Consider the following 24,307-nt stretch of genomic DNA (forward strand, 5'->3'; position numbering starts at 1 on the left):
ACACTTTCTCACGGGGCTGGGAGCTCAGGTTTTGACCGGTGGCTGCTTGGGTTGCGGCTCTTCGATGGGGGCGTGGTCCGGCAGCGGCATATTGTCCGGTGGCGGATCTTTTTCCGGCTGGGGCGGCGGCATGTCGGGCTCGGGCGTGGTGTGGGCGCGGATGTTCATGGGCGGTCCTCCTTGAAATAGTCGATCCATTCAAGAAGCAGGTTAGGGGCTGGCGGCGGATAAACAAGCGCCCGATTGCACGCCAGCGTGCGGCAACGCACACTGGCATGCTGCGCTACTTCGACTTGACCTTGACCAGCACTTCGTCCAGCGCCACCAGGTCTTCGCTGTTCTTTGCCGCGGTCGGGACGCCGGCTATGCTGCGCAGGCGCTTGGGGTCGATGAAGGTCCGGCCATCCTTTACCGTCGCGAACGACCAGGAAACGGAACCCGCCTCCACGCTGACGATGATCTGTTCTTCCGTCACCGGGAAATCCGGCCCCCATTCGCCGATGCGGGACTGGACCCGCCGGGTCCCGTCCCCGGCTTCGCCGAGGTAGACTTGATCCACCTTGACATCCATGGTCTGGCAGCCGCCCGAGTTGGAGATGCAAACGGTGCGCAGGCCATCGGCCTGGAGCGTCCCCTCGACAGGGCAAGGCCGCGGGCAATCCTCGGTGCCGGATGGCTGCAGGATGACCCGCTGCACATGGCCGGCAAACAGGCCATCCTGCGCCGATGCGATGGAACAGCCGCCAAACAGGGCGACGGCGACAAATTTGATCATGTTCACGCGTACTCCTTATCTGGTTGAATCGAAGGGAAACATCTGCGCGGCGACCTGGTCCCAGGTGCCGCGCGGGCCGCTGGCCGGGACTTGCCGCAGGCAGAACATGACGTCGGAATCCGGCCTGATCAGCATGCAGGCCGTCAGCTGGCGCTGCAAGACGACGCCGCCGGTTCCGCCATGGGACTCGAGCAGCGCATCGAGCAGCAACGGGCTGCCTTGCGCCATGAATATCATCGGCGTCAGCAGCTCGAACCTGTCGCTGCACCCCACGATCGCGTCGCCGAAATCGAGCAGGCCGTCAAGCTTCCAGCGGCCCGCCTCCCGCTTCGCCATCAGGTTCCACGGGTGGACGTCCATGTGGATGAAGCGCGGCTCGCCCGCTTCCGCAAAATCCCCCGCCGCTTCGAGGTATGGCAGGACCTGGCCGAGCAAGCCGGCGGGCATGTTCCTGCGTCGGTGCCGCGCCAGGCATACGGCGATCAGTTCCTGGAGATAGGACGGCCAATCCACTTTGATCGCGATGTTCTCGTCAAACGTCACCGCGCGCAGTTCGCGCAGGACTTGGCCGGTCTGGACCATGATCGAGCGTTTCTGCCCGATGTCCAGCGAGGGCCACACATCGGCCAGCAGGACACCTTTCAGGCGGCTCGTGATGACGAACACCCAGTTGTCGATTTCCCCGCTGCCGATCAGGCGTGGCGTTTGCAGCGACAGCTTGCCCTCCAGTAGCGGGGCTGCCAGGATTTCCTTGTCGCCCTGCCGGCGCCAATTGGGCGGCACCAGTTTGACGATCACCTCGTCACCCAGTCCGAACAAGGCGTTGGCGCCTTGCGGGATTTTCTCCCACGCGCCAGTTGGCAAGCCGAACTGGTGTTGAAGATGGCTCAACACCGGCATCCATGCCGGCAATGGCGCGCTTCGAATGAACTCGTTGCACGCTGGATTATCCAGCCCCTGGGGCAGGCAGCCGATCAGGCTCACGCTCACTTGATGCGGAAGATCACGTCCACGGTCTGCGACCATTGCAGCGACTGGATCGACAGGAAGTCCTTGTCCGCCGACTTGGCGCTGGTGCCGCGACGATTGTTATAGAAATCCACCGGCAGCAGGCCGACCGCGTTGGTCAGGTTGCGCAACTGGCCCGACGAGATGGCCGTGACGGCGCCCACCTTCTTGCCGAAGCCGGCCGCCATCCCCTCGGCGCGGCGCTGCGCATCCTTGATCGCGACGGCGGTCAGTTCCTGCTCGGTCTGCAGGCGGTCTTTCTTGCCGAAGCCGGTACTCATGTGGTCGATATTTGGCTTGCTCAGCAGACCCTGCATGATGGCGGTCCACTTGGTCAGGTCGCGCACGACAATGTGCACGGCGCTGCGGATCTCATATTCGGGCGAGGCGTTCGGATCGGGGTTGGCGGACTTGCGCATTTCCTTGCGCATGTCGCGGAAGGACACCTCCGCTTCGGTATCCTGGCCGGGGTCACCGCCCTGCTCGGCCAGCAAGGCCTGCACTTCCGCCACGCGCGCCTGCACCACGGCCACGGCGGCGTTGGTGTCGGCGTCGAAGGCGCTGATGTCGAAGTCGATCTCGCCCATGTCGGGCATGACCCGCAGGAAGCCTTCGCCGCCGACGTGGATGAAGGGGTAGTCCGGCAGATTGGAGGCCTGCACGGCCAGCGGCAACAGGGCTACCGCAACGGCGAGTTTCTTCAGCATTCGAGCTTCCTTCAGGAGTGAAAGCTGGAGTATCCAATACTTTTTACTATTTAACAACTTGCAAAAAGTGCCGGCATGCCCATTTGCGACTTCAACAACAATCACCCGGGGGAAAAGATGCTGGTTCCAAAACGTCCAAGGTCGGTGCATGACAACCGGCCGGTCGCCGTGCAGGTGGTCATGCAGGAAAAATCGGGCGCCGTCGACAAGCATGTGCTGATTGTCGAGACGCCCAAACTCAAGCCGGTGCCGCCGAAGGCCAAGTAGCTTACTTGCCAGCTTACTTGCCAGCTTACTTGCCCTTGTTGATCTCGCCGATCAGCAGGAAGGCTTCGTGGTGGATGGCCTGCTCGGCGGCCTTGAACTCCTGGTTGGCCTTGACGAAGGCGGGCTTCTTCAGCTCGGCCTTTTCCTTGGCGGTCGGGGTCGGATCGGCGGGATACAGGCGCGGCGGGCCGTTGTAGGTCTGGGTCAGCACCTTCTGGCCGTAGCTGGACTGGTAGTACTGGGTCATCTCGACCGCCGTCTCCGTGCTGATCAGGCGCGCCACCGGCAGCGCCAGGCGGCTGTAGACGGTTTCGTTGGGCAGCTTGTCGAGCTTGGCCATCATCAGCTCGCGCTGGGCCGGGCTGGGATACTTGCTCATGCCGGCGGTGGTGCGCACCATCTTCTCGGCCTGCATCGACACCAGCAGGTCGTGCGCGGCCTTGATTTGGGCGGCGTCCGGCGCGGCGGCGGGGGCCGATGCCTGGGCCCACACGGCACTCATCAGCAAACTGGCGGCTGCCAGGGTTTTTATCGGGTTCATGGTTGCTCCTTGAATGTTGGTATTGTATGGCACGCATCATATTGCCAAACTCGCAAACATGGCCACATGATTGGTGCGTAGAATGTCGGCTCACACAGTCAACGAGGCCTACCCCATGCAGCACACCCCACTGAACGACGACGAATACGATGCGCTGGACGCGCTGCAAGACGTGTCCTGGCTGGAAGGCTTCCTGACCGCCGTGGTCATCGGCCCGGGCTCGGCCGCGCCGGAAAGCTGGCTGCCCGCGGCCCTGAAAAATCCGGCCGCCGAGCCGCTGCTGCTGCGCCACTACCACTACATGCGCACGTGGATGAGCAAGGACCCGTCCAGCTTCGAGCCCATCTACGAATGCGGCGGCAACTGGGGGCCGGAACAATGGTGCGAGGGATTCGTGGCCGGCATGCAGGCCGACGCGGCGGCGTGGGCGCCGCTGCGGGCGGCCCATCCGGAATGGCTGGCGCCGTTCCAGCGCGAAGGCGACGCCTGGGCCGACGCGGTGACGCCATCGGTCATCCAGATCAACGCCTACTGGCATCCGCCGAAAGGCCCGAAAGTCGGCCGCAACGATCCCTGCCCTTGCGGCAGCGGCAAGAAGTACAAGAAGTGCTGCGGCGATGCGGCCTAAACGTGCAGTTCGATGAACTCGCTCCAGTCGTCCGAGGCCAGCGCGAGCCAGCGTTCGCGCTCGTCCGGCGTGGCGCTATTCCAGTACGGCATCCAGAGCCAGTTCCACCAGTAGTCCAGGCTGCCCTGCAGGCTGCCGGTGCCGCCGGCGTCGATGTCGGGAAAGGCCAGCCAGGGCGCGGGTGGCCGCAAGCGCATGGCGTCCAGCGCCTGAAGCACAGCCACGGAATCGGTCGCCAGTTCGATGACATGGCCGCCAAATTCCCGGCGCTCGCTGTAACGTGTAAAACTGTTTATATCGTTCGCATGTGTGGCCAGCAGGCCCAATACGCGTGGCGCGTCGGCCTCCGTTACCGCGAACAGGCGGCGCTGCGCTCCCCTCCGCTCAGCCAATGGTGTCGGTCTGCTGAGAGGCGATGAGGACGGCGCCGCAGGAAGTCTTCATCCCCTCTACAGCGGTACTGATGCCCATGATGGTGTGCGTGACCGCGCCTTCCACGATGGTGTGCGTGCCCCGGCATTTGGGGCAACTGACCTTGTGGCCCACACCGGCCACCGGCTTGCCCATCACGATCACGTCCTGATGGCCTTCCAGCACGGTGCCGTGGTGCGACGTTTTGTCGCCTAGTCTGATGATCGCTTTCCCGCCCATATCGCCTCGCGTTAATTCAATGCGGCGATCATAGCATTGCCATTTTCACCACGTCGCACGGCAGCGTTAGCGGCAAAGCGCGCTCACCGGATTTTCACCCTTCGCCGTGATTACCCCCAAGCGGTACGGAATTTTGATGTTCACAGGCGCGGAAGAGAATGGCTCCCACTTTCCGTCCAGGTCATTGCTCTTCCAAATCCGGAAGCAACGTCCTTTCGGCGAAATCGCCTCCACCAGCGTAATGTAGGTATTCGTGTTGGCTATCTTGTAGGTATCGCTGACCTCGAACACGTCTTCCTTTTTCTCGAGACGATATTTTCAACCGCACAAATAAAAAAGCTCCCTTGCGGGAGCTTTCCTATTTAATTATGGCGGAGAGGGTGGGATTCGAACCCACGGTAGGGTCGCCCCTACGCTTGATTTCGAGTCAAGTACATTCGACCACTCTGCCACCTCTCCTGGTGGTACATTTTCCTACAGCAGCGTTTTGTGGCGGAGAGGGTGGGATTCGAACCCACGGTAGGGTCGCCCCTACGCTTGATTTCGAGTCAAGTACATTCGACCACTCTGCCACCTCTCCGTTTTCCCACCTGCTGCTGCGAGAAGGCAAGATTATAGCAGGCCGCTGGGAAAAGGGAAGGAGTATTTACGCCTTCAGGTGCGTTAATCCACCCATGTAAGGACGCAGCACCGCAGGAATCTCCACCGAGCCATCCGCCTGCTGGTAGTTTTCCAGCACGGCGACCAGCGTGCGGCCCACCGCCAGGCCCGATCCGTTGAGCGTGTGCAGCAGCTCCGGCTTGCCCTGGGCGTTGCGGAAACGCGCCTGCATGCGGCGCGCCTGGAAGGCTTCGCAGTTCGACAGCGACGAGATTTCACGGTAGGTGTTCTGCGCCGGTAGCCATACTTCCAGGTCGTAGGTCTTGGTGGCGCCGAAGCCCATGTCGCCGGTGCACAGCGACATCACGCGGTACGGCAGGCCCAGGCGCTGCAGGATGGTTTCCGCATGGCCGACCATCTCGTCCAGCACCGCGTACGAGGTATCCGGATGCACCACTTGCACCATCTCTACTTTGTCGAACTGGTGCTGGCGGATCATGCCGCGCGTGTCGCGGCCGTAGCTGCCCGCTTCCGAGCGGAAGCATGGGGTGTGCGCGGTCATCTTCAGCGGCAGCGTGTCGGCCGCCACGATCTCGTCGCGCACGATGTTGGTCAGCGTGACTTCCGAGGTAGGGATCAGGTAGAAGTTCTCGCCCTCGCCTTCCACGCCGCCCTTCTTCACCGAGAACAGGTCGGCTTCGAACTTGGGCAGCTGGCCGGTGCCGCGCAGGGAGTCGGCGTTGACCATGTACGGGGTGTAGCACTCGGTGTAGCCGTGCTCGTCGGTGTGGGTGTTCAGCATGAACTGCGCCAGCGCGCGGTGCAGACGGGCGATGCCGCCTTTCATGACCGAGAAGCGCGAGCCGGTCAGCTTGGTCGCCACGTCGAAATCCAGGCCCAGCGGGGAGCCGACATCGACGTGATCCTTGACTTCGAATTCAAAGCTGCGCGGCGTGCCGACCTTGCGCACTTCGACGTTGCCGCTTTCATCCGCGCCGACCGGGACCGATTCGTGCGGCAGGTTGGGGATGGCCTGCACGAAATCGCTCAGCTTGGCCTGCACCGCGGCCAGCGCCGTTTCGTTTGCCTTGAGCTCGTCGCCCAGGCCGGCCACTTCCGCCATCAGGGCGGTGGTGTCCTCGCCCTTGCCCTTCATCATGCCGATCAGCTTGGACTGCGAGTTGCGCTTGCCCTGCAGCTCTTCGGTGCGCGTCTGAATCGCTTTGCGTTCGGCTTCGAGGGCGTTGAACCCGTCCACGTCGAGCTGGAACTTGCGGGTCGCCAGGCGCGCGGCGACGTTGGCGATGTCTTTACGGAGAAGTTGGATATCAATCATGGGAACAAGTGCCGTTGTATCGAAAACGTCAATTGTACCAAGAGGATGCCACTTCCCTGCGAGTTTTGAACAGCCCGCCGGCTGTGGGGATTACAGTGCGGCTTTTTCGGCGGCGGTCAGGCGCTTGGCGGTCACGGTGACCACTTGCATCTTGGCGCTGGAAACAGCCACTTTGGCGGCCGGGGCGGCCGGTGCAACGGCGCTGTCGGCGGCGGTGGCGAAGCTCGTGGCGGCGGCCAGCACGGTGGCGGCGACGAAGATGATTTCCATGTTTTTAGCGATGTTCATGATGTGCTCCTTCAGGTAGTTGGTTCGGTATGGTTGTACTGTACCTAAAGGCCGTATGCGCCACCATCGGGATGCGACGAAGCGCCGGAAACGGCGCCTGAAGTGCAAAAAACAGGTGGGAATCGAAAGATTCAGGCGGCGCTGCGCAGCCCGCCCGCCTGGCCGGCGTGGCGGTGCACCAGCTGGCCCAGGGTGGCGATGGCGGCCTCGGTGCGCGGCCCCCAGGGGTTGCCGCAGTTGAGGCGCAAATAATTGCGGTACTGGCCGGAGGCCGAGAACAGCTGCCCCGGCATGAAGGCCACGCCCTGGCCGATGGCGTCGGCGTGCAGGGCCAGCGCGTCGACCTGCTCCGGCAGGCCGACCCACACCACGAAGCCGCCCTGCGGCTCGGACACCGTGCATTGCCGCGGGAACGCCTCGCAGATCGCGTCCGACATGCGGGCGATGCGCTGCGACAGCGCGCGCCGCATCTTGCGCAGCTGGTTCTCGTAGGCGCTGCCGGCCAGGAAGTCGGCCAGCACGGCCTGGAAGAAGTGGCTGGTGGCGCCGCTGGAGACCATCTTCAGCACCGCGATGTCCTGCGCGTAGCGCCCCGCCACCACGTAGCCGACCCGCGAGCCGGGGCTGACCGCCTTGGAAAACGAGGCGCACAGCATCACATGGCCGCTGCTGTCATAGGCCTTGACCGGCCACGGCCGCTGCGGCGCGAAGCACAGGTCGCCGTAGACGTCGTCCTCGATCAGCGGGATATCGTGGCGCGTCAGCAATTGCGCCAGGCGCTGCTTGTTCGCGTCCGGCATGATGCAGCCAAGCGGGTTGTTGGCGTTCGGGATCAGCAGCACCGCCCGCACCAGGCCGGCGTTCATGGCCAGCTCCAGCGCGTCGATCGACGGCCCGGTGGCCGGATGGGTGGGGATCTCCAGCGCCTTCATGCCCAGCGACTCGATCAGTTGCAGCAGCACGAAATAGGTGGCCGATTCGATCGCGATGGTGTCGCCCGGCTTGGCCACGGCGCGCAGGCACAGGCTGATCGCCTCGGTGCAGGAGCCGGTGACGACGATTTCGTCCAGGTCCAGCCGGCCCCACTCCAGCGCGCGGCGGGCGATCTGGCGGGCGAACTCCGGATAATTGGTCTCGTAGCAGCTTACCGTGCTCAGCAGGCTTGAGTCGCGCCGGGCCACCGCCGCCACGGTCTTCTGCATGCGCTTCATCGGCAGCAGCTCGTGCAGCGGCCAGGCCGAGCCCATCTGCACCAGGCCGCTGGCCTCGTTGGCCTTCAGCACCCGCATCAGCAGGTTGTTGATGCCGACATAGGCCGGCTCCCGCAACGGCCCGGCATCGGCCGTCACCGCCGTCATGCGCGCGCGGTGGCGCACGTAATAGCCCGCCTGCGGCCGGGCGTCGACCAGGCCGCGGTCCTCCATCAGCCGCAGCGCCTGCATCACCGTGCTGACGGACAGGCGCTTCTGCTGTGCCAGGTGGCGGATCGACGGCAGGCGGTCGCCCGGCGCGAACACGCGGCTGGCGATCAACCCGCCCAGTTCGTTGGCCAGGCGCTCGTAGAGATTGAGTTGTTGGGGCATCCGTGCATTGTGGCCCGCCCTGCCCGGTCGCGACAGGTACAGCGGGCGCAAATTTCGACCATGACAGTTTAGAGCAAGCGCCGCTGTGACGGTCACAATTTCGATTTGCTGCATCTGTCATGGCCGCGCGCCGCTGGCTATGCTGGTGTCACCAACGACCACCGCAGGAGCCGCCATGAAACCGGAACTACTCGCACTGACCCAGGAACAGGCCGAATACCGCCTGTCGGAAAACCACCCGCTGCGCATCGCCGGCGCGGCCGGCCGCCAGATCGAATGCCTGGCCGGCACCGCCTGGATCACCGTCTACGGCGAACGGACCGACTTCATGCTGCGCCAGGGCCGGCGCTTCGAGGTGCCCAACAACGGCCTGATGCTGATCGACGCGCTTGGCTGCGGCACGGTGCGCGTGCGCGTGCCGGCCGACACCGAAGTGCCCGGCGGCTGGCTCGGCTTCCAGCGCAGGTTCGCCGGCGCCCTGCACGATGTAGGATTTCTCCTACGCAACTAATCGTGCGCCACGCACTCGTCGGACTATGTACGATACGTCAACAATATTGACACCGAGGAGTACGATTTTGAACACACCATTCCTGAAAACCATCGCCGCCGGCGCCACCCTGCTGTTGGCCGCGGGCTGTTCGACCATGGGCGGCCAGGGCTCGGCCGCGGACGAGGCGCCGCCGCCGGCCAACCCGGCCTTCGCCACCGAAATGGCCAAGTTCAACGCCCAGTTCCCGAACCCGAAGGCCAGCAAGTATGAGGACGTGTCGATCAACTTCAACAACACGAACAAGCTGGACGAGCGCGGCAACTGCCACGACAAGTCCAAGTATCCGGTGGTGATCGTGCTGACGCTGGACGCCAGCGGCCGCGTCACCCGCAGCACCACCGACGTGGAGAACAGCAAGGCCGCCTGCTTCCGCGAGGCCTACGCCTCGGTGCAGCTGCCGGCGCCGCCGTTCGCGCCCTACCTGAAGCCGATCAAGCTGCGTTGATGCGTCAGGCCGCCGCGTCCTGCGCGGGGGCCTCGTCGTTGTCGGCCGGCTTCTCCAGCCAGGCCAGCACCACCTGGTTGAAGCGCTCCGGCTGGCGCAGCATGGGCCAGTGGTCGGTGTTGAAGCCCACCACCTTGCAGCCCTCCTTCGCCTCCAGCTTGTCAGCCCACTCGTCCGAATGGAACATGAAGGGCTTGCGCGCGCCGTAGATGAACAGCATCGGCACCTTGGGCACGAACGGCACCAGCGAGCGGTAGGAACCGGCCTCGCCGGCCGCCAGGATGTAGTACGGGAAGTTCATCTTGACGCTGATGTATTCCATCGGCGACGGCGCGTGCAGCTTGCGCGCCATGTAGCGCGTCATCATGTTGCCGATCGCCCCCCCGATCGCCCAGGCCAGCGCCAGCGTGCCCTGGTAGCCCTTGACCATCATTTTCTGCGCCAGCGTGCGCGAGCGCTCGAGCGCCTTCGACTGGGCGTCGCCGATGTCGACGCCGATGATCGCCGACACCGCCTGCTTGTTGCGCATGTAGTACTCGTAGCCGAACACGCAGCCCCAGTCGTGCAGCATCAGGATCACCTTCTGCTTCTGGTTCACGCTGTTGACGACGTACGAGATCAGGCGGATGGTGGCGTCGAGCGAGTAGGCGCGGCGCGGCTTGGCGATGTCGAAGCCCGGCAGGGTGAAGCGCACGCAGCGGTAGCGCTGCTTGAGCTCGGCGACCTGGGCGTCCCACACGCGGTAGGTGTCCGGCCAGCCATGGATCATCACGATGGTCTCGGCGCCTTCACCTTCGATATGGACTTCGATGCCATCGACCTTTGTTACCTGCATTTCGTTCCTCTGCGCCGCCTCGTCAATCCTGAATCTTACAACATTTTTACAACATTTGAGACCGCACCAGGCTAGGTCTTGATCCGCGCCCGCAGCACGCGCTCGGCGCCGACCAGGTTCACCGCGAAGCCGTTGCGCCCGGCGGCCTTGACGCCATACAGCGCCTGGTCCGCCGCCCGCATGACCTCGTCGACCGTGACGTTCGATGAGGTGGTCAGCGCGATGCCGATGCTGGCGGTCACCTTCAGGCGCGCGGTGCCGCCCAGGAAGGGCGGCTGCATGGCGTCGACGATCTTGCGCCCCAGCAGATCGATTTCCGTGTTGGAGCCCAGCTGCTCGAACACGATCACGAACTCGTCGCCGGCCAGGCGGGCCACCGTGTCGGTGGTGCGCACCGCGGCCGTCAGCCGCCGGGCGAATTCCACCAGCACCTCGTCGCCGGCGGCGTGGCCCAGCGTGTCGTTGATGGTCTTGAAATGATCGATGTCCAGGAAGGCCAGCCCCACCTGCTGGCCGGCGCGCGCCGCGCGGGCCAGCGCCTTGGGCAGGAAATCGTCGAACATGCGGCGGTTGTGGATGCCGGTCAGGACATCGGTGGTGGCGATGCGGTGCAGCTCGGCCTCGGCCCGCTCGCGCCGCTGCGACAAGGCGTAGAACGCGCGGCTGAGGTGGCCGAACTCGTCGCCCCGGTCCACATCGAACACCGCGATGCCGGCGCGGCCGGCGCTGATGTCCTCCACGTGGTCATGCAAGCGCTTCAGCGGACGCAGCAGTTTTTTGGTGACGCCCCAGCCGAATATGCCCGCCAGGCCGGTCAGCAGCGCCGCGCCCAGGAAGGCCCGCCAGCGCACGCTGCGCATCGGCGCGAACGCGCTTTCCATCGGATACGACAGGGCGATGTTCCAGGCGGCCTCGCGCAGGTGCTTGTGCACCAGCAGCACCGGCACGTCGTTGTCGAGGATGCCGTCCTGCCAGCCCTCGCCGCCTTGCAGCGCCGCCTCCAGCACGCTGCCGGGCTCGGGATCGGTCTTCTCCAGCAGGCGGCTGCGGTCGGGGTGGTGGATGATCACGCCTTCGTCGGTGACGATGAACAGGTAGCCGTCCGAGCTGGAACGCAGCGCGTCGATCTGCGCCGAGAACGATGGCCGCAGCAAATCGATGGCGCCCAGCAGGATGCAGACGATCCTGCCGTCGGCGTCGCGCAGCGGCTGGGTCAGCACCACCACCGGGCGCCCGGACAGCACGCTCTTGAACGGCGCCGACACCACGCCCTCCTTCAGCCGCATGGTCTCCCGGAAGTAAGCGCGGTCGGCGATATTGATGCGCTTGGCGTTGCGGTCGCGCAGGCTGGCGATCAGCGCGCCCGAGGCGTCGAAGGCGGAGACGTTGAAGAATTCCTCGCGCAGGGCTTCATGCGTTTCCAGCTCCGCCTGGACTTGCCCCAGCGTCAGTTGATGGGCCTGGAACTGCTCGGCCAGCAACCTCAGCAGTTGGCGCTTGTCCTGCAGATCGTTGTCGACCAGGGCGGCCGCGCTGGTCAGCAGCGACAGCTCCTGGCGCGCGATCACCTGGCGCAGCTCGGACTCGGCGACCAGCAGCGACAAGCCGCCGCTGCCGATGCCGGCAATCAGCACCAGCGCGATCACGAGCACGCTGATCTTGAACTTGAAACTTAAGAAAAAACCAAATGAAGGGCGCATGAGCACACCTGTGTAGCAAGTCCGTCAGGACACTGCGGGTCGAAATGGACTAGCCATTTGTGCACGCGGGGGTTCGGCGGCGCCAGATGTTACAAGTATATTACGCCGGTTTACGATTCGGCCAGCTCCGTTGCCATCCAACAACGTCCTTATTGCATCATGGTCCAGAACATGGCCAGCACCGCCAGCGCCATGGCCCCGGTGGCGCCCCAGCCCAGCACGCGCAGGCGGCGGCCGATCACGAAGCGGCCCATGATGGACGAGCGCCCGGCCATCAGCATCATCACGGCCATGATGGGCAGGGAGATCACGCCGTTGATCACGGCGCTCCAGTACAGCGCCTTGATCGGATCGATCGGCGTGAAGCCCAGCGCGATGCCGACGATGGTGGCAACGGCGATGATGCCGTAGAAGCCCTTGGCCTGCGACGGCGTCTTCTCCAGCCCCTTGGCCCACTGGAAGGCGCCCGCCACCGCGTAGGCCGCCGAGCCGGCCAGCACCGGCACGGCCAGCAGGCCGGTGCCGATGATGCCGGCGCTGAACAGCGCGAAGGCGAAATCGCCCGCCAGCGGGCGCAGCGCCGTGGCCGCCTGCGCCGAGGTCTCGATCGACGTGACGCCGTGCTGGTGCAGCGTCACCGCCGTGGTCAGCATGATGAAGAAGGCCACCAGGTTGGAGAAGCCCATGCCGATCACCGTGTCGATCTTGATGCGCAGGAAGCTGGCGCCCGCCTGGTCCGGCGCCTCGATCAACGGCTGCGCTTGCGGGTTGGCCTGCATGTCCTCCACTTCCTGCGAGGCCTGCCAGAAGAACAGGTAGGGGCTGATGGTGGTGCCGAACACCGCCACCATGGTGGTGATGTACTCGGGCGACCAGTCGAGATGCGGCAGCGCGGTGGCGGCCAGCACCTTCAGCCACGGCACGTGGACGGTGAACACCGTCGCCACGTAGGCCAGCAGGGCCAGCGTCAGCCATTTGAGGAGGCGCACGTAGCGGTGATATGGAATGAACACCTGCAGCAGCAGCGAGGCCACGCCGAACAGCGCCGCATACACGCGCGACGAGCCGCCGGCGATCAGCGTCATCGCTTCGCCCATGGCCGAGACGTCGGCCGCGATGTTGATGGTGTTGGCGACCAGCAGCAGCGCGACAATAGAGCGCACCAGCCATGCGGGGAAATGCTCGCGGATATTGCCGGCCAGCCCCTTGCCGCTGACCCGCCCGATCCGCGCGCTCACCACCTGGATGCCGACCATCAGCGGATAGGTCAGGAAGACCGTCCACAGCATCTGGAACCCGAACTGGGCGCCGGATTGCGAATAGGTGGCGATGCCGCTGGGGTCGTCGTCGGCGGCGCCGGTGATCAGGCCGGGGCCGAGTTTTTTCAGCCAGCTGGTGGCGCCATCGCGCTCGCCAGCGGGCGTGGTTGCGGTAGCGGCTGCGGTATGGTCAGCATTTGGCATGATTCTCCCAATAATCATGGACGCCCGTGCACGGGCAAGGCCGGCGCGGACTCTGCTTTGTTTTGCCGGGCACATCAGCTCTTGCCGGCATCTTCGTCGAGCTTGCGCAGGAAAGCCATCTTATCGGAAATCTTACTTTCGAGGCCGCGCGGTACGGGCTGATACCAGCCGGGCTCTCGCATGTCGTCGGGGAAGTAGGTTTCGCCGGCCGCGTAGGCGTGCGGCTCGTCGTGGGCGTAGCGGTATTCGTGGCCGTAGCCGAGTTCCTTCATCAGCTTGGTCGGGGCGTTGCGCAGGTGGACCGGCACTTCGCGCGACTTGTCCTTCTTGACGAAGGCCATGGCCTGGTTGAAGGCGTTGTAGCCGGCGTTGCTCTTGGCGGCGATGGCCAGGTAGATCACGGCCTGCCCCAGCGCCAGCTCGCCTTCCGGCGAGCCGAGCCGCTCGTACGTGGCGGCCGCGTCGTTGGCCAGCTGCATGGCGCGCGGATCGGCCAGGCCGATGTCTTCCCACGCCATGCGCACGATGCGGCGCGACAGGTACTTGGCGTCGGCGCCGCCGTCGAGCATGCGGCACAGCCAGTACAGGGCGGCGTCGGGATTGGAGCCGCGCACCGATTTGTGCAGGGCCGAGATCTGGTCGTAGAAATTGTCGCCGCCCTTGTCGAAGCGGCGCGCGTTCAAGGTCAGCGCGTTCTGGATGAACTCGGGCGTGATCTTGTTGGTCTTGGCGGCGTTGGCGGCCGTGCTGGTCTGCTCAAGCAGGTTCAGCAGGCGGCGGCCGTCGCCGTCGGCGTAGCCGATCAGCGTGTCGATGGCGGCTTCGTCGAACTCCAGATGCGTGAGCACCTTGGCGCGGGCCTTGTCGACCAGCTGGCGCAGCTCGGCCTCGTCGAAGGAGTGCAGCACGTAGACCTGCGAGCGCGACAGCAGCGCCGAGTTGACTTCGAACGAAGGGTTCTCGGTGGTGGCGCCGATCAGCGTGACCAGGCCGGACTCGGCGTACGGCAGCAAGGCGTCCTGCTGCGATTTGTTGAAGCGGTGGATCTCGTCGACGAACAGGATGGTGTGCTTGCCCATGTCCAGGTTGTGCTGGGCCTGCTCCATCGCTGCGCGGATGTCCTTCACGCCGGAGAACACCGCCGACAAGGCGATGAACTCGCACTCGTAGGCATTGGCGGTCAGGCGCGCCAGCGTGGTCTTGCCCACGCCCGGCGGGCCCCACAAGATCATCGAATGCGGCTGGCCCGATTCAAACGCCAGGCGCAGCGGCTTGCCCGGCCCCAGCAGGTGGTGCTGGCCGATGACGTCGTCGAGCGTCTTGGGCCGCAGGGCTTCGGCCAGCGGCTGGCGCGGTTCGGTGGAAAATAAATCTGCCATGATCTTTAAAAGGAAAAACGCCGCAGCGTCGCGGCTGCGGCGTCGGCGCCCGCGACAGCAGGGGCTTAATTATTATTGAATACGTCGGCGCCCTTCGGCATGACGAATTTAAAACTCGTCGCAGTCAGCGCCGGATTTTTTTCGATCTTGCGGAACGACAGCACCGAGGTCTGGCCGAACGAGTCCTTCAACTCCATCGCCTCCGGCAAGCCGTTGCGCAGGCCGATGGTGATTTGCTCGAAGCTGGTGTCCTTGGCTTTCGGCACCGCCTTCAGCCATTCCAGGCCATCCTTGGTGCCGGCCTCGGACAAGATGAAGTTCTTCTCCAGGTCGTTGCTGCCGAACAGGATGGCGGCCGGCGACGAGCCCAATGCGTCGCCCAGCTTCTTCACCGTGACCTGGTTCAGGTCCTTGTCGAAGATGAACAGCTGGTCGCCGTCGGCTTGCAGCACCTGGTCGTAGGGCTTCACGTAGGTCCAGATGAACTTGCCTGGACGGGCGAACACGAAGGTGCCGGTGGCGGTGTTGGACGCCTTGGGCGTTTCGCCGTTGGTGTTCTTCACCTGCTTCTGCGTGAACTCGCCCTTGGCGGCCTTGGTCGAGGCCACGAAGGTCTTGAACTGCTCCAGCGCGCTGGCCTGGGCCAGGGTGGCGGCCAGCAGGCCGGCGGTCAATACCGCGATATTCTTGAAACGCATCATACGGTTTATCCTATTTTATTCAGCACTGGCGGCCGGCACCAGGATGTCGCGGTTGCCGTTCGATTGCATCGCGGAGACGACTCCGCTGTTTTCCATTTGTTCCAGCAGGCGCGCCGCGCGGTTGTAGCCGATGCGCAGATGGCGCTGCACCAGCGAAATCGATGCGCGGCGGTTCTTCAGCACCACCTGTACCGCCTGGTCGTACATCGGGTCGGCCTCGCCGCCGCCCTCGCCCGCCTCGCCGCCCGCACCGCCGCTCTCGCCCTCCAGCGTGCCGCCTTCGAGGATGCCGTCGATGTAGTCCGGCTCGCCGGTGGTCTTCAAGTGCTTGACCACGCGGTGCACCTCGTCATCCGAGACGAAGGCGCCGTGCACCCGCACCGGCAGGCCCGTGCCCGGCGGCATGTACAGCATGTCGCCCATGCCGAGCAGCGTTTCCGCGCCCATCTGGTCCAGGATGGTACGCGAGTCGATCTTCGACGACACCTGGAACGCGATACGGGTCGGGATGTTGGCCTTGATCAGGCCCGTGATCACGTCCACAGATGGGCGCTGCGTCGCCAGAATCAAGTGCAGGCCGGCCGCGCGGGCTTTCTGCGCGATTCGGGCGATCAGCTCTTCCACCTTTTTGCCGACCACCATCATCAGGTCGGCCAACTCGTCGATGATGATGACGATGGTCGGCAGTTTTTCCAGCGGCTCCGGCGAATCCGGCGTCAGGCTGAACGGATTCGGGATGTGCTCTTCCTTCTTCTTGGCCTCGGCGATCTTGGCGTTGTAGCCGGCCAGGTTACGCACGCCCAGCTTGGACATCAGCTTGTAGCGGCGCTCCATCTCGTTGACCGCCCAGTTCAGCGCGTGGCCGGCCTGGCGCATGTCGGTCACCACCGGCGCCAGCAGGTGCGGGATGCCTTCGTACACCGACATCTCCAGCATCTTCGGATCGATCAGGATCATGCGCACGTCGGCCGGGTCGGACTTGTACAGCAGCGACAGGATGGTGGCGTTGATGCCCACCGATTTACCGGAACCGGTGGTACCGGCCACCAGCAAGTGCGGCATCTTGGCCAGGTCGGCCACCACGGCCTTGCCGGCGATGTCCTTGCCCAGCGCCACGGTCAGCGGCGACGGATTGTCGTTGTAGACCTTGGAGCCGACGATCTCGCTCAGGCGCACGATCTGGCGCTTGGGATTCGGCAGCTCCAGCGCCATGTAGTTCTTGCCCGGGATGGTCTCGACCACGCGGATCGAGGTCAGCGACAGCGAACGCGCCAGGTCGCGCGCCAGGCCGACGATCTGGCTGCCCTTGACGCCGGTGGCCGGTTCGATCTCGTAGCGCGTGACCACCGGGCCCGGATAGGCCGCCACCACCTTGGCTTCGACGCCGAAGTCGGACAGCTTCTTCTCGATCAGGCGACTGGTGAATTCCAGCGTCTCGATCGGCACGGTTTCCTGCACCTCGGCGGCCTCGTCCAGCAGCGACAGGGCCGGCAGGGGGCTGTCGCCGCTCAGGTCCTGGAACAGATTGGCCTGGCGCTCCTTCTCCACGCGTTCGGACTTGACCACCGTGACCACTTGCGGCTCGATCTTGACCGGCGGCGCCGCCACGGGATGCTTCTCCACGTGCTTGGCACGCTCGATGACCACCACCTCCTCGCGCTTGACCGCCGCGACCTCGCCCTGGCGGCGGTCCTCGCGGTACTGGTAGCGCTGGATGAACCAGTCGATCATCATCTCGATGCCGCCGCCGATACGCTCGGCCAGGGTCAGCCACGAGACGTGGAAGAACAGGCTCAGGCCCAGGCCGAACAGCAGCAACAGCAGCAGGGTCGCGCCGGTGAAGCCGAACGCGACGTGGGCAGAATGGCCGACCAGCTGCCCCAGCACGCCGCCCGGGGCGCGCGGCAGCTGCACATGCAGTGTGTACATGCGCAGGTATTCCAGCCCGACGCTGCCGATGAACAGCAGCACGAAGCCAATCGCGCGGATCAGCGGTTCCTGGGCGTGTTCTGGATCAGGTTCGCGCGACAGCACGTACTTCTGCGTCAGCCGGCGGTAGCCCAGCCAGACCACGCGCAGCAGGCAGAACGCCCACCACCAGGCCGAGAAGCCGAAGATGTACAACAACAGGTCGGACAACCAGGCGCCCGCCCTCCCGCCGAGATTATGCACTTTAGGCACCAGCGTTTCGTGGGACCAGCCGGGGTCCATCTTGTCGTAGCTGATGAGGATCAGCACGAAATACAGGCCCAGCACAGCCAGCGCCAGCCAGCGCGCCTCCGACAGCAGCCGCACCAGCCTATTGGGCAGGGGCTGGCGTTCGGTCGGGGTGCGGGTATAGGCGGAAGAACCGGAGGAAGTGGCTTTTGGCATGCGTTCCTGAACTTTTTTACTGCTCATAGGTATAAAGGTGTTGCAATCTTGTCGGTCAGGAAATTCAGATATGGCTATTCTAAGGCATAAGGGCCCCAACAGGCCCGACGATTCATCCTGATCGGCTGCTTGCACTATAATCTTGTATTGCCTGCGTGAATGCAATAGCGGCGGCCCTGCCGACGCCCTTGCCGTCACTAAAATTGCCCCCAAATTCGGATTAATCCAACATATTAAGAAGCCTCCCATGACCACACCTAAACACGCCCGTGTACTGATTCTTGGCTCCGGCCCAGCCGGCTACAGCGCCGCCATCTACGCCGCGCGCGCCAACCTGAAGCCAATGCTGGTCACCGGCGTCGAGCAAGGCGGCCAGCTGATGACCACCACCGACGTGGAAAACTGGCCGGCGGACCCGATGGGCGTGCAAGGCCCGGACCTGATGCAGCGCTTCCTGCAGCACGCCGAACGTTTCAATACCGACATCGTGTTCGACCATATCCACACGGTCAAGTTGCAGGAAAAGCCGATCCGCCTGATCGGCGACAGCCATGAGTACACCTGCGATACGCTGATCATCGCGACCGGCGCCTCTGCACAGTACCTGGGCCTGCCGTCGGAACAGGCGTTCATGGGCAAGGGCGTGTCGGCCTGCGCCACCTGCGACGGCTTCTTCTACCGTGGCCAGGAAGTGGCCGTGGTCGGCGGCGGCAACACCGCCGTCGAGGAAGCGCTGTACCTGTCCAACATCGCCACCAAGGTCACGCTGATCCACCGCCGCGACAAGTTCCGCGCCGAAGCCATCCTGATCGACCGCCTGAACGCCAAGGTTGCCGAAGGCAAGATCGTCATCAAGTACAACCACACGCTGCAGGAAGTGGTGGGCAACGACAGCGGCGTGACCGGCATCAAGATCGCCTCGACCGACAACGGCGCCGTCACCGACGTGACCGTGCACGGCCTGTTCATCGCCATCGGCCACAAGCCGAACACCGGCATCTTCGAAGGCCAACTGGACATGCACAACGGTTACATCAAGACCAAGACCGGCACCGAGGGCATGGCCACCGCGACCAGCGTGCCGGGCGTGTTCGCCGCCGGCGACGTGCAGGACCACATCTACCGCCAGGCCATCACCAGCGCCGGCACCGGCTGCATGGCCGCGCTGGACGCCCAGCGCTACCTCGAAGGCCAGGAGTAAGTCGTGGGCTTGAAAGACTTCGCCGACCTGAAATCCCTGGCCAAGCAGCTCAAGGAACAGGCGGATGCGCGCGCCGCCGCCGAGGCGGAACGCGCCAAGCAGGAGAAAACGCGGGCGGTGGAGGCGAATATCTTCCAGGCCAGCGTGGGCGGCGTCAAGCGCATGCCGGTGTCGGACCGTTACGTGCCGTCGCTGCCGAAGTCGGCCGCCACGGCCGCCGCGCCAGCCCGCAAGCTGACCCAGGCCGAGGACGATGCGGCGGTGCTGCGCGAGTCCTTGTCCGACCTGTTCGAAGTCGATCATTACCTGGAGGACGATCCGGCGCTGAACTACGCCGCGCCCGGCGTCGGTCCGGACGTGGTGAAGAAAATGCGCAAGGGCCACTGGCCGGTGCAGGATGAGCTGGACCTGCACGGCCTGCGCCGCGACGACGCGCGCGACGCCATCGGCGATTTCCTGCGCAAGTCGGCCATGCGCAATTACCGCTGCGTGTGCGTGATCCATGGCCGGGGCTTCGGCTCGCGCGGGCAGGAGCCGGTGCTCAAGTCCATGGTGCACAGCTGGCTGGTGCAGAAGGAGGAGGTCGTGGCCTTCTGCCAGGCGCGCTCGTCCGAAGGCGGCGAAGGCGCGTTGATCGTGCTGCTGCGCGCTGCGCTCAAGCCGGTGCGCTAACGCTTCACGGCGCGGCGGTGTTCCACTCGCTGCGCAGCCAGTCGAAAAAGGCCTGTACCGGCGGATGCCGTTCCCGGCCCGGCACGCACAAGACGGTATAGGTGCCGCCGGGGATTTGGAGGTCCGGCCGCGCCGCTTTCAACAATCCCCTCTGCTCCGTATCGGCGACCAGGATGGAGCTGGCCATCACCAGGCCCTGCCCCGCGATCGCCGCTTGCAGCGCGTACATCTCCTCCGCATATTCCCTCAGCGCCAGCGTCGGCAGCCAGTCCTTGCCGGCCGCGCCGCACCACGCGCGCCAGCTGTCGCGGTACAGCGTGGATTTGTTCCAGTGGACCGAGATCAGCGACGGCGTCGCTTGCTCCATCCATTCTTCCACCCTGCCCGGCGCGCCGTACACGCCGAACGTTTCGACCATGCCGCCAGGGCTGTACAGGTCCGGATAGGGGCCGCCGCCGTAGCGGATCGCGACGTCGACGCTGGCGTCCTGTTGCAGGTCGACGGTTGCGGTCGAGGTGTCCAGCCGGAGGTTGACTTCCGGGTGCCGGGCGTAAAAGCGATCCAGGCGCGGCACCAGCCACAGCGCGGCGAACGACGACGGGGTGGTCACGGTCAGGCGGCCGGCCACCGGCACTTCGCGCAGGCTGCTGGTCACCTGCGCCAGGTCGGCCAGCGCCGAATGCAGCGAGTGGAACAGCTTCTCGCCCTTGGGCGTGAGCCGGACGCCGCGCGGCAATCTGTCGAACAGCGCCACACCCAGCCACTCCTCCAGCGTGCGCACCTGATGCGAGACCGCGCCCGGCGTCACCGCCAGCTCCTCGGCGGCGAGCTTGAAGCTCAGGTGGCGCGCGGAGGATTCGAAGGTGCGCAATGCAATAACCGGTAAAGCTCGAAACATGGAATGTCCTCGGGTGAATCCAGTTCATCTGGCATCAATACAGCTGGTTTGCCGGGCCTGGAGGCGCGGCCTATAGTCAGTGCTCGACAACCCACGAGCATACCGCAAGCTAACCATGACCACACTCCTGCACCTCGATTCCAGTGCCCGCCCCGGCAATTCCGCCAACCAGCCGTTTGGCTCGCACACCCGGCGCCTGACGTCGCACTTCGTCGCCCGCTGGCGCGCCGCGCATCCGAACGGCACCGTGATCTATCGCGACGTGGGCGTCCATCCGCCGCAGCACGTCACGGGCGAGTGGATACACGCCGCCTTCACCAAGCCCGAGCAGCGCCTGCCGTGGATGGACGCGGCGCTGCGCGAAAGCGATCAGCTGATCGACGAACTGTGCGCGGCCGACGTCATCGTGGCCGGTGTGCCGATGTATAACTTCAACGTGCCGGCGCAGTTCAAGGCCTACATTGACAACATCGTGCGCGTGGGCCGGACCTTCGGCTTCGACCGCGGCCGCGCCGGCGCGCCCTACTGGCCGCTGCTGGACCAGGATGGCAAATCGTTCGTCATCCTCAGTTCGCGCGGCGATTACGGCTACGGCGAGGGCCAGCGCATCGCCCACATGAACCACGTCGAAGCATCAATCACCACCGCGCTGGGCTATATCGGCATCACCGACGTGCATGGCGTGGCCGTCGAATTCGACGAGTTCGGCGACGCCCGGCTGCAGGAGTCGATTGTGGCGGCGGAGTCACACGTCGAGCGGCTGGTGGCGCAGTTGGCCGTGCAACGGCGTCCGAGTTCAGATTCATGACACGTGGTCGGTTTGTCATGTTAACCTATGGCATCGTCAATTTGCCCGATCGCCTACATGAAGCACGTCCCTGTTCCGCACGTTTCCCTGATCACCGTGATCGAAGTTGTCGCGATATTGGTGGGTGCGTTTTCCGGCTTTGTTGAAGCGCGCCGCAAACGCATGGACGTGGTGGGCGTGTTCACGGTGGCCTTCATCACCGCGTTCGGCGGCGGCACGCTGCGCGACATCCTGCTCGACCGGCGGCCGCTGTTCTGGGTGCTGCACCAGGAATACGCGATCCTGATCTTCATCCTGGCGCTGGTCGCCGCGCCGCTGATGCGCACGCTGCGCCAGATCCTGTCCGAACGTCTGATCGTCATCGCCGACGCCATCGGCCTCGGGCTGTTTGCCGTGGCCGGCGTGTCGCAGGCGCAGGCGGCGCACATGCCGCTGTTCATCGCCTCGATGATGGGCGTGATCACCGGCATTTTCGGCGGCGTGCTGCGCGACATCGTCTGCAACGAGGTGCCGATGGTCTTCCGCGACGGCAAACCCTACGCCATCTGCGCCTTCTTCGGCTGCTGGATGTACATCGGGCTGCAATACACCGACGTCTCCGACGACTTCGCGCTGTGGGCCAGCGCGGCCTGCATCACCGTGCTGCGGCTGGTCACCTGGAAGTTCGAACTGCATCTCCATTACCACAAGAACTAATGAAAATGATTCCGGCCGCCGTGGCGGCGTTGTTATCGGGTGCGATCATCGCGCAGGCAGGCGCGGCGCCACTGGCGATCGAGGTGCGCGGCAGCCAGTTGCTGGGGCCCGACCAGCAGGGCATGGGCGAAGCGGACTGGCTCGCCCGCCTCAACAACTGGAAGCGCGATCCCAACGGCAAGCATGCGGAATGGCTGGCCGCGATGCGCACCTGGCGCAGCGATCGGCTGGCCGCCATCGGCTACGACGATGCACAATACCGTCGCCCGGAGCTGCGCTGGACCCAGCGCAATTTCGTGCAGCCGCAAGCGATGGTCGAGGACCGCTACCTGTACGACCCGGTCGCCGGACGCTACACCGTCGACCGCTACTTGAACGATCTGGAGCGGCGCTACGGCGGCATCGACAGTGTGCTGCTGTGGCCGGTCTATCCCAACATCGGCGTCGACAACCGCAACCAGTGGGACATGGTGCGCGACCTGCCGGGCGGCGTCGCCGGCGTGCGGCAGCTGATCCAGGATTTCCACGCGCGCGGCGTCAAGGTCTTCTTTCCGACCATGCCGTGGGATACCGGTTCGCGTGACGTCGGCACCACCATGCACCAGGCCACGGCGGCGCTGATGGCGGAGATCGGCGCGGACGGCGTCAACGGCGACACCATGGACGGCCTGCCGCTGGACTACCGCACCGCCTCCGACGCCACCGGCCATCCGGTCGCGCTGGAGCCGGAGCTCGCATTCAAGGACGATGGCATGCTGGCCTACAACCAGCAGAGCTGGGGCTACTGGACCACGCCGCTGGTGCCGCTGGTCAGCAAATGGAAGTGGATGGAGCCGCGCCACATGGTTCATGTGTGCGACCGCTGGGTCACCGACCGCACCAGCATTTTGCAGGACGCCTTCTTCAACGGCGTCGGCATCGAAAGCTGGGAGAACGTCTGGGGCTGGTGGAACCAGTTCACCGCGCGCGACGGCGAGGCCATGCGCCGCATCGCCACCATCTACCGCGCCTTCCCCGATCACCTGGTCAGCGCCGGCTGGATGCCGCATGTGCCGACGCTGCATTACGGAGTGTACGCCAGCGAGTTCCCGCTGCAGGGAAGTACGCTGTGGACGATCATCAACCGTACCGACTGGAGCGTGAGCGAGCGCATCATGCGCGTTGCGCACCAGCCGGGCCAGCGCTACTTCGATCTGTGGAACGGCAAGGAAATCAAGCCGCTGGTCCGCGATGGCTACGCCGAGCTGAGCATGCCAATGGAGGCGCACGCTTATGGCGCCGTGCTGCGCGTCGACCGCGATGCGAACGTCGCCAATCTGGACGCCACCTTGAAACGGCTGGCGCTGCAGGCGGCCCGGCCCTTGCAGTCATACTCCAGCGAGTGGAAGCCGCTGCCGCAGACCATGACGCCGGTTGAAGCCACCTCGCCCGCCACCAGCCAGCCCGAAGGCATGGTCAAGATACCGGGAACGGTTTTCGACTTCCAGGTTCACGGCATTGAAATCGAAGGCGAAAACAAGCCGGGGTTGGACGTGCAATATCCGTGGGAGACCGTTGCGCGGCGCGGCCATGTGCATAGCCTGGCGATCAAGCCGTTCTACATCGACAAGCACCCGGTGACCAACGCGCAGTTCAAGGCCTTCGTCAGCTCGACGAAGTATCGCCCGAAGGATGCGCATAACTTCCTGAAACACTGGATCGATGGCAGCCCGAAAGCCGGCGATGAAAACCGGCCGGTGACCTGGGTGTCGCTGGAGGATGCGCGGGCCTATCTGCGCTGGGCCGGCAAGCGCCTGCCGAACGAATGGGAATGGCAGTATGCCGCACAAGGCGGCGACGGCCGCCTGTACCCTTGGGGGAACGCGTGGGATGCCACCATGGTGCCCGCCCCCGCCAAGGGACGGGAGCTGCCAGCGCCCGAGCCGGTCGGGCAGCACCCGCAAGGCGCCAGCCCGTTCGGCGTCGAAGACATGATCGGCCACGTCTGGCAATGGACTAACGAGTTCGCCGACGAGCACACCCGCGCGGCGATCCTGCGCGGCGGCAGCTACTACCAGCCGCAGGACTCGTACTGGTACTTCCCGCAAGCCTACAAGCTCAATGAACACGGAAAATACCTGCTCATGGCGCCATCGAAGGACCGCTCCGGCGGCATCGGGTTCCGGGGCGTCAAGGATGCATTACCACTTTGAAAGAGAA

Annotated in this window: 27 protein-coding genes and 2 tRNA genes; 9 read left to right on the plus strand and 20 right to left on the minus strand. The window is 64.7% G+C overall.

The window, feature by feature from the left end; translation table 11 throughout:
• Positions 1-24: 24 nt before the first annotated feature.
• The 4 genes from GTP90_RS36420 to GTP90_RS15210 all read right to left on the minus strand — a co-directional run bounded on the left by GTP90_RS36420 (position 25) and on the right by GTP90_RS15210 (position 2,490).
• A complete protein-coding gene (locus GTP90_RS36420; protein WP_175041629.1) occupies positions 25-168 on the minus strand; it encodes a hypothetical protein in 144 nt (47 codons plus the stop codon).
• A gap of 115 nt (positions 169-283) precedes the next feature.
• Positions 284-781 (minus strand): hypothetical protein, encoded by a 498-nt coding sequence (locus GTP90_RS15200; RefSeq protein ID WP_161084340.1) that lies wholly within the window; start codon positions 779-781, stop codon positions 284-286.
• A 9-nt stretch (positions 782-790) separates the two neighbouring features.
• Positions 791-1,759, minus strand: coding sequence for a phosphotransferase family protein (locus tag GTP90_RS15205; protein ID WP_161084341.1), 969 nt, complete (start codon positions 1,757-1,759; stop codon positions 791-793).
• 2 nt (positions 1,760-1,761) lie between these two features.
• Positions 1,762-2,490, minus strand: a complete 729-nt coding sequence (locus tag GTP90_RS15210) for an SIMPL domain-containing protein (protein WP_161084342.1) — start codon at positions 2,488-2,490, stop codon at positions 1,762-1,764.
• A gap of 117 nt (positions 2,491-2,607) precedes the next feature.
• Between GTP90_RS15210 and GTP90_RS36425 the strand changes: the two genes are divergently transcribed.
• Complete coding sequence (locus tag GTP90_RS36425) at positions 2,608-2,757, plus strand: hypothetical protein (protein WP_175048099.1); 150 nt, start codon at positions 2,608-2,610, stop codon at positions 2,755-2,757.
• Between the two features lie 25 nt (positions 2,758-2,782).
• Here the strand turns inward: GTP90_RS36425 and GTP90_RS15215 are convergent, their stop codons facing one another.
• Positions 2,783-3,298, minus strand: a complete 516-nt coding sequence (locus GTP90_RS15215) for a hypothetical protein (protein WP_161084343.1) — start codon at positions 3,296-3,298, stop codon at positions 2,783-2,785.
• An 82-nt stretch (positions 3,299-3,380) separates the two neighbouring features.
• On the opposite strand from GTP90_RS15215, the gene GTP90_RS15220 reads away from it, so the two are divergent.
• Positions 3,381-3,926: a UPF0149 family protein gene (locus GTP90_RS15220; protein ID WP_254451877.1), complete on the plus strand. Its 546-nt coding sequence runs from the start codon at positions 3,381-3,383 to the stop codon at positions 3,924-3,926.
• On the opposite strand, the gene GTP90_RS36625 is transcribed toward GTP90_RS15220, so the two are convergent.
• The 8 genes from GTP90_RS36625 to GTP90_RS15260 all read right to left on the minus strand — a co-directional run bounded on the left by GTP90_RS36625 (position 3,923) and on the right by GTP90_RS15260 (position 8,384).
• On the minus strand, positions 3,923-4,318 hold the full coding sequence (locus tag GTP90_RS36625; protein ID WP_217431979.1) for a hypothetical protein: 396 nt from the start codon (positions 4,316-4,318) through the stop codon (positions 3,923-3,925). The genes GTP90_RS15220 and GTP90_RS36625 overlap by 4 nt on opposite strands.
• Positions 4,311-4,577, minus strand: a complete 267-nt coding sequence (locus GTP90_RS15230) for a PAAR domain-containing protein (RefSeq protein WP_117009760.1) — start codon at positions 4,575-4,577, stop codon at positions 4,311-4,313. Before GTP90_RS15230 ends, GTP90_RS36625 begins: the two co-directional genes overlap by 8 nt.
• 66 nt (positions 4,578-4,643) lie before the next feature.
• A complete protein-coding gene (locus GTP90_RS15235) occupies positions 4,644-4,868 on the minus strand; it encodes a non-reducing end alpha-L-arabinofuranosidase family hydrolase (RefSeq protein WP_161084345.1) in 225 nt (74 codons plus the stop codon).
• Between the two features lie 78 nt (positions 4,869-4,946).
• A tRNA-Ser gene (locus GTP90_RS15240) sits at positions 4,947-5,036 on the minus strand.
• Between the two features lie 31 nt (positions 5,037-5,067).
• A tRNA-Ser gene (locus tag GTP90_RS15245) sits at positions 5,068-5,157 on the minus strand.
• Between the two features lie 66 nt (positions 5,158-5,223).
• The gene (gene serS, locus GTP90_RS15250; protein ID WP_161084346.1) at positions 5,224-6,513 is read right to left on the minus strand and encodes a serine--tRNA ligase; all 1,290 of its coding nucleotides are present in this window, start codon (positions 6,511-6,513) and stop codon (positions 5,224-5,226) included.
• Positions 6,514-6,603: 90 nt separating this feature from the next.
• Entirely contained in the window at positions 6,604-6,801 is a 198-nt protein-coding gene (locus GTP90_RS15255; RefSeq protein ID WP_161084347.1) for a hypothetical protein, read from the minus strand.
• 131 nt (positions 6,802-6,932) lie between these two features.
• Positions 6,933-8,384 (minus strand): aminotransferase-like domain-containing protein, encoded by a 1,452-nt coding sequence (locus tag GTP90_RS15260; RefSeq protein ID WP_161084348.1) that lies wholly within the window; start codon positions 8,382-8,384, stop codon positions 6,933-6,935.
• Positions 8,385-8,559: 175 nt separating this feature from the next.
• Between GTP90_RS15260 and GTP90_RS15265 the strand changes: the two genes are divergently transcribed.
• Both GTP90_RS15265 and GTP90_RS15270 read left to right on the plus strand, forming a co-directional pair.
• Positions 8,560-8,895, plus strand: a complete 336-nt coding sequence (locus tag GTP90_RS15265; protein ID WP_161084349.1) for a DUF2917 domain-containing protein — start codon at positions 8,560-8,562, stop codon at positions 8,893-8,895.
• 67 nt (positions 8,896-8,962) lie between these two features.
• On the plus strand, positions 8,963-9,382 hold the full coding sequence (locus GTP90_RS15270; RefSeq protein ID WP_161084350.1) for a hypothetical protein: 420 nt from the start codon (positions 8,963-8,965) through the stop codon (positions 9,380-9,382).
• A gap of 4 nt (positions 9,383-9,386) precedes the next feature.
• On the opposite strand, the gene GTP90_RS15275 is transcribed toward GTP90_RS15270, so the two are convergent.
• The 6 genes from GTP90_RS15275 to GTP90_RS15300 form a co-directional block, all read right to left on the minus strand.
• Positions 9,387-10,217 (minus strand): alpha/beta fold hydrolase, encoded by an 831-nt coding sequence (locus tag GTP90_RS15275; RefSeq protein ID WP_161084351.1) that lies wholly within the window; start codon positions 10,215-10,217, stop codon positions 9,387-9,389.
• Positions 10,218-10,288: 71 nt separating this feature from the next.
• Complete coding sequence (locus GTP90_RS15280) at positions 10,289-11,917, minus strand: diguanylate cyclase domain-containing protein (protein ID WP_161084352.1); 1,629 nt, start codon at positions 11,915-11,917, stop codon at positions 10,289-10,291.
• 149 nt (positions 11,918-12,066) lie between these two features.
• Entirely contained in the window at positions 12,067-13,380 is a 1,314-nt protein-coding gene (locus tag GTP90_RS15285; RefSeq protein ID WP_161084353.1) for an NRAMP family divalent metal transporter, read from the minus strand.
• Positions 13,381-13,454: 74 nt separating this feature from the next.
• Complete coding sequence (locus GTP90_RS15290) at positions 13,455-14,759, minus strand: replication-associated recombination protein A (RefSeq protein WP_161084354.1); 1,305 nt, start codon at positions 14,757-14,759, stop codon at positions 13,455-13,457.
• Between the two features lie 65 nt (positions 14,760-14,824).
• Positions 14,825-15,460: an outer membrane lipoprotein chaperone LolA gene (gene lolA / locus GTP90_RS15295; RefSeq protein ID WP_161084355.1), complete on the minus strand. Its 636-nt coding sequence runs from the start codon at positions 15,458-15,460 to the stop codon at positions 14,825-14,827.
• 15 nt (positions 15,461-15,475) lie between these two features.
• Positions 15,476-17,833, minus strand: coding sequence for a DNA translocase FtsK (locus GTP90_RS15300; RefSeq protein ID WP_161084356.1), 2,358 nt, complete (start codon positions 17,831-17,833; stop codon positions 15,476-15,478).
• A 247-nt stretch (positions 17,834-18,080) separates the two neighbouring features.
• Between GTP90_RS15300 and trxB the strand changes: the two genes are divergently transcribed.
• Positions 18,081-19,034, plus strand: a complete 954-nt coding sequence (gene trxB / locus GTP90_RS15305) for a thioredoxin-disulfide reductase (RefSeq protein ID WP_161084357.1) — start codon at positions 18,081-18,083, stop codon at positions 19,032-19,034.
• A gap of 3 nt (positions 19,035-19,037) precedes the next feature.
• Entirely contained in the window at positions 19,038-19,706 is a 669-nt protein-coding gene (locus GTP90_RS15310) for a Smr/MutS family protein (protein WP_161084358.1), read from the plus strand.
• Positions 19,707-19,710: 4 nt separating this feature from the next.
• Here GTP90_RS15310 and GTP90_RS15315 read toward each other — a convergent pair whose 3' ends face one another.
• The gene (locus GTP90_RS15315; RefSeq protein WP_161084359.1) at positions 19,711-20,604 is read right to left on the minus strand and encodes a LysR substrate-binding domain-containing protein; all 894 of its coding nucleotides are present in this window, start codon (positions 20,602-20,604) and stop codon (positions 19,711-19,713) included.
• Between the two features lie 115 nt (positions 20,605-20,719).
• On the opposite strand from GTP90_RS15315, the gene GTP90_RS15320 reads away from it, so the two are divergent.
• Genes GTP90_RS15320 through GTP90_RS15330 form a run of 3 tightly spaced genes read left to right on the plus strand, consistent with a single transcriptional unit; the run spans position 20,720 to position 24,300 of the window.
• Positions 20,720-21,412, plus strand: a complete 693-nt coding sequence (locus tag GTP90_RS15320) for an FMN-dependent NADH-azoreductase (RefSeq protein ID WP_161084360.1) — start codon at positions 20,720-20,722, stop codon at positions 21,410-21,412.
• A gap of 57 nt (positions 21,413-21,469) precedes the next feature.
• Positions 21,470-22,108: a trimeric intracellular cation channel family protein gene (locus GTP90_RS15325; RefSeq protein ID WP_161084377.1), complete on the plus strand. Its 639-nt coding sequence runs from the start codon at positions 21,470-21,472 to the stop codon at positions 22,106-22,108.
• A complete protein-coding gene (locus tag GTP90_RS15330; RefSeq protein WP_175048100.1) occupies positions 22,108-24,300 on the plus strand; it encodes a formylglycine-generating enzyme family protein in 2,193 nt (730 codons plus the stop codon). The genes GTP90_RS15325 and GTP90_RS15330 overlap by 1 nt, the downstream gene beginning before the upstream one ends.
• Positions 24,301-24,307 lie beyond the last annotated feature (7 nt).

The sequence above is a fragment of the Duganella vulcania genome (assembly GCF_009857655.1).
GTDB lineage: Bacteria > Pseudomonadota > Gammaproteobacteria > Burkholderiales > Burkholderiaceae_D > Rugamonas > Rugamonas vulcania.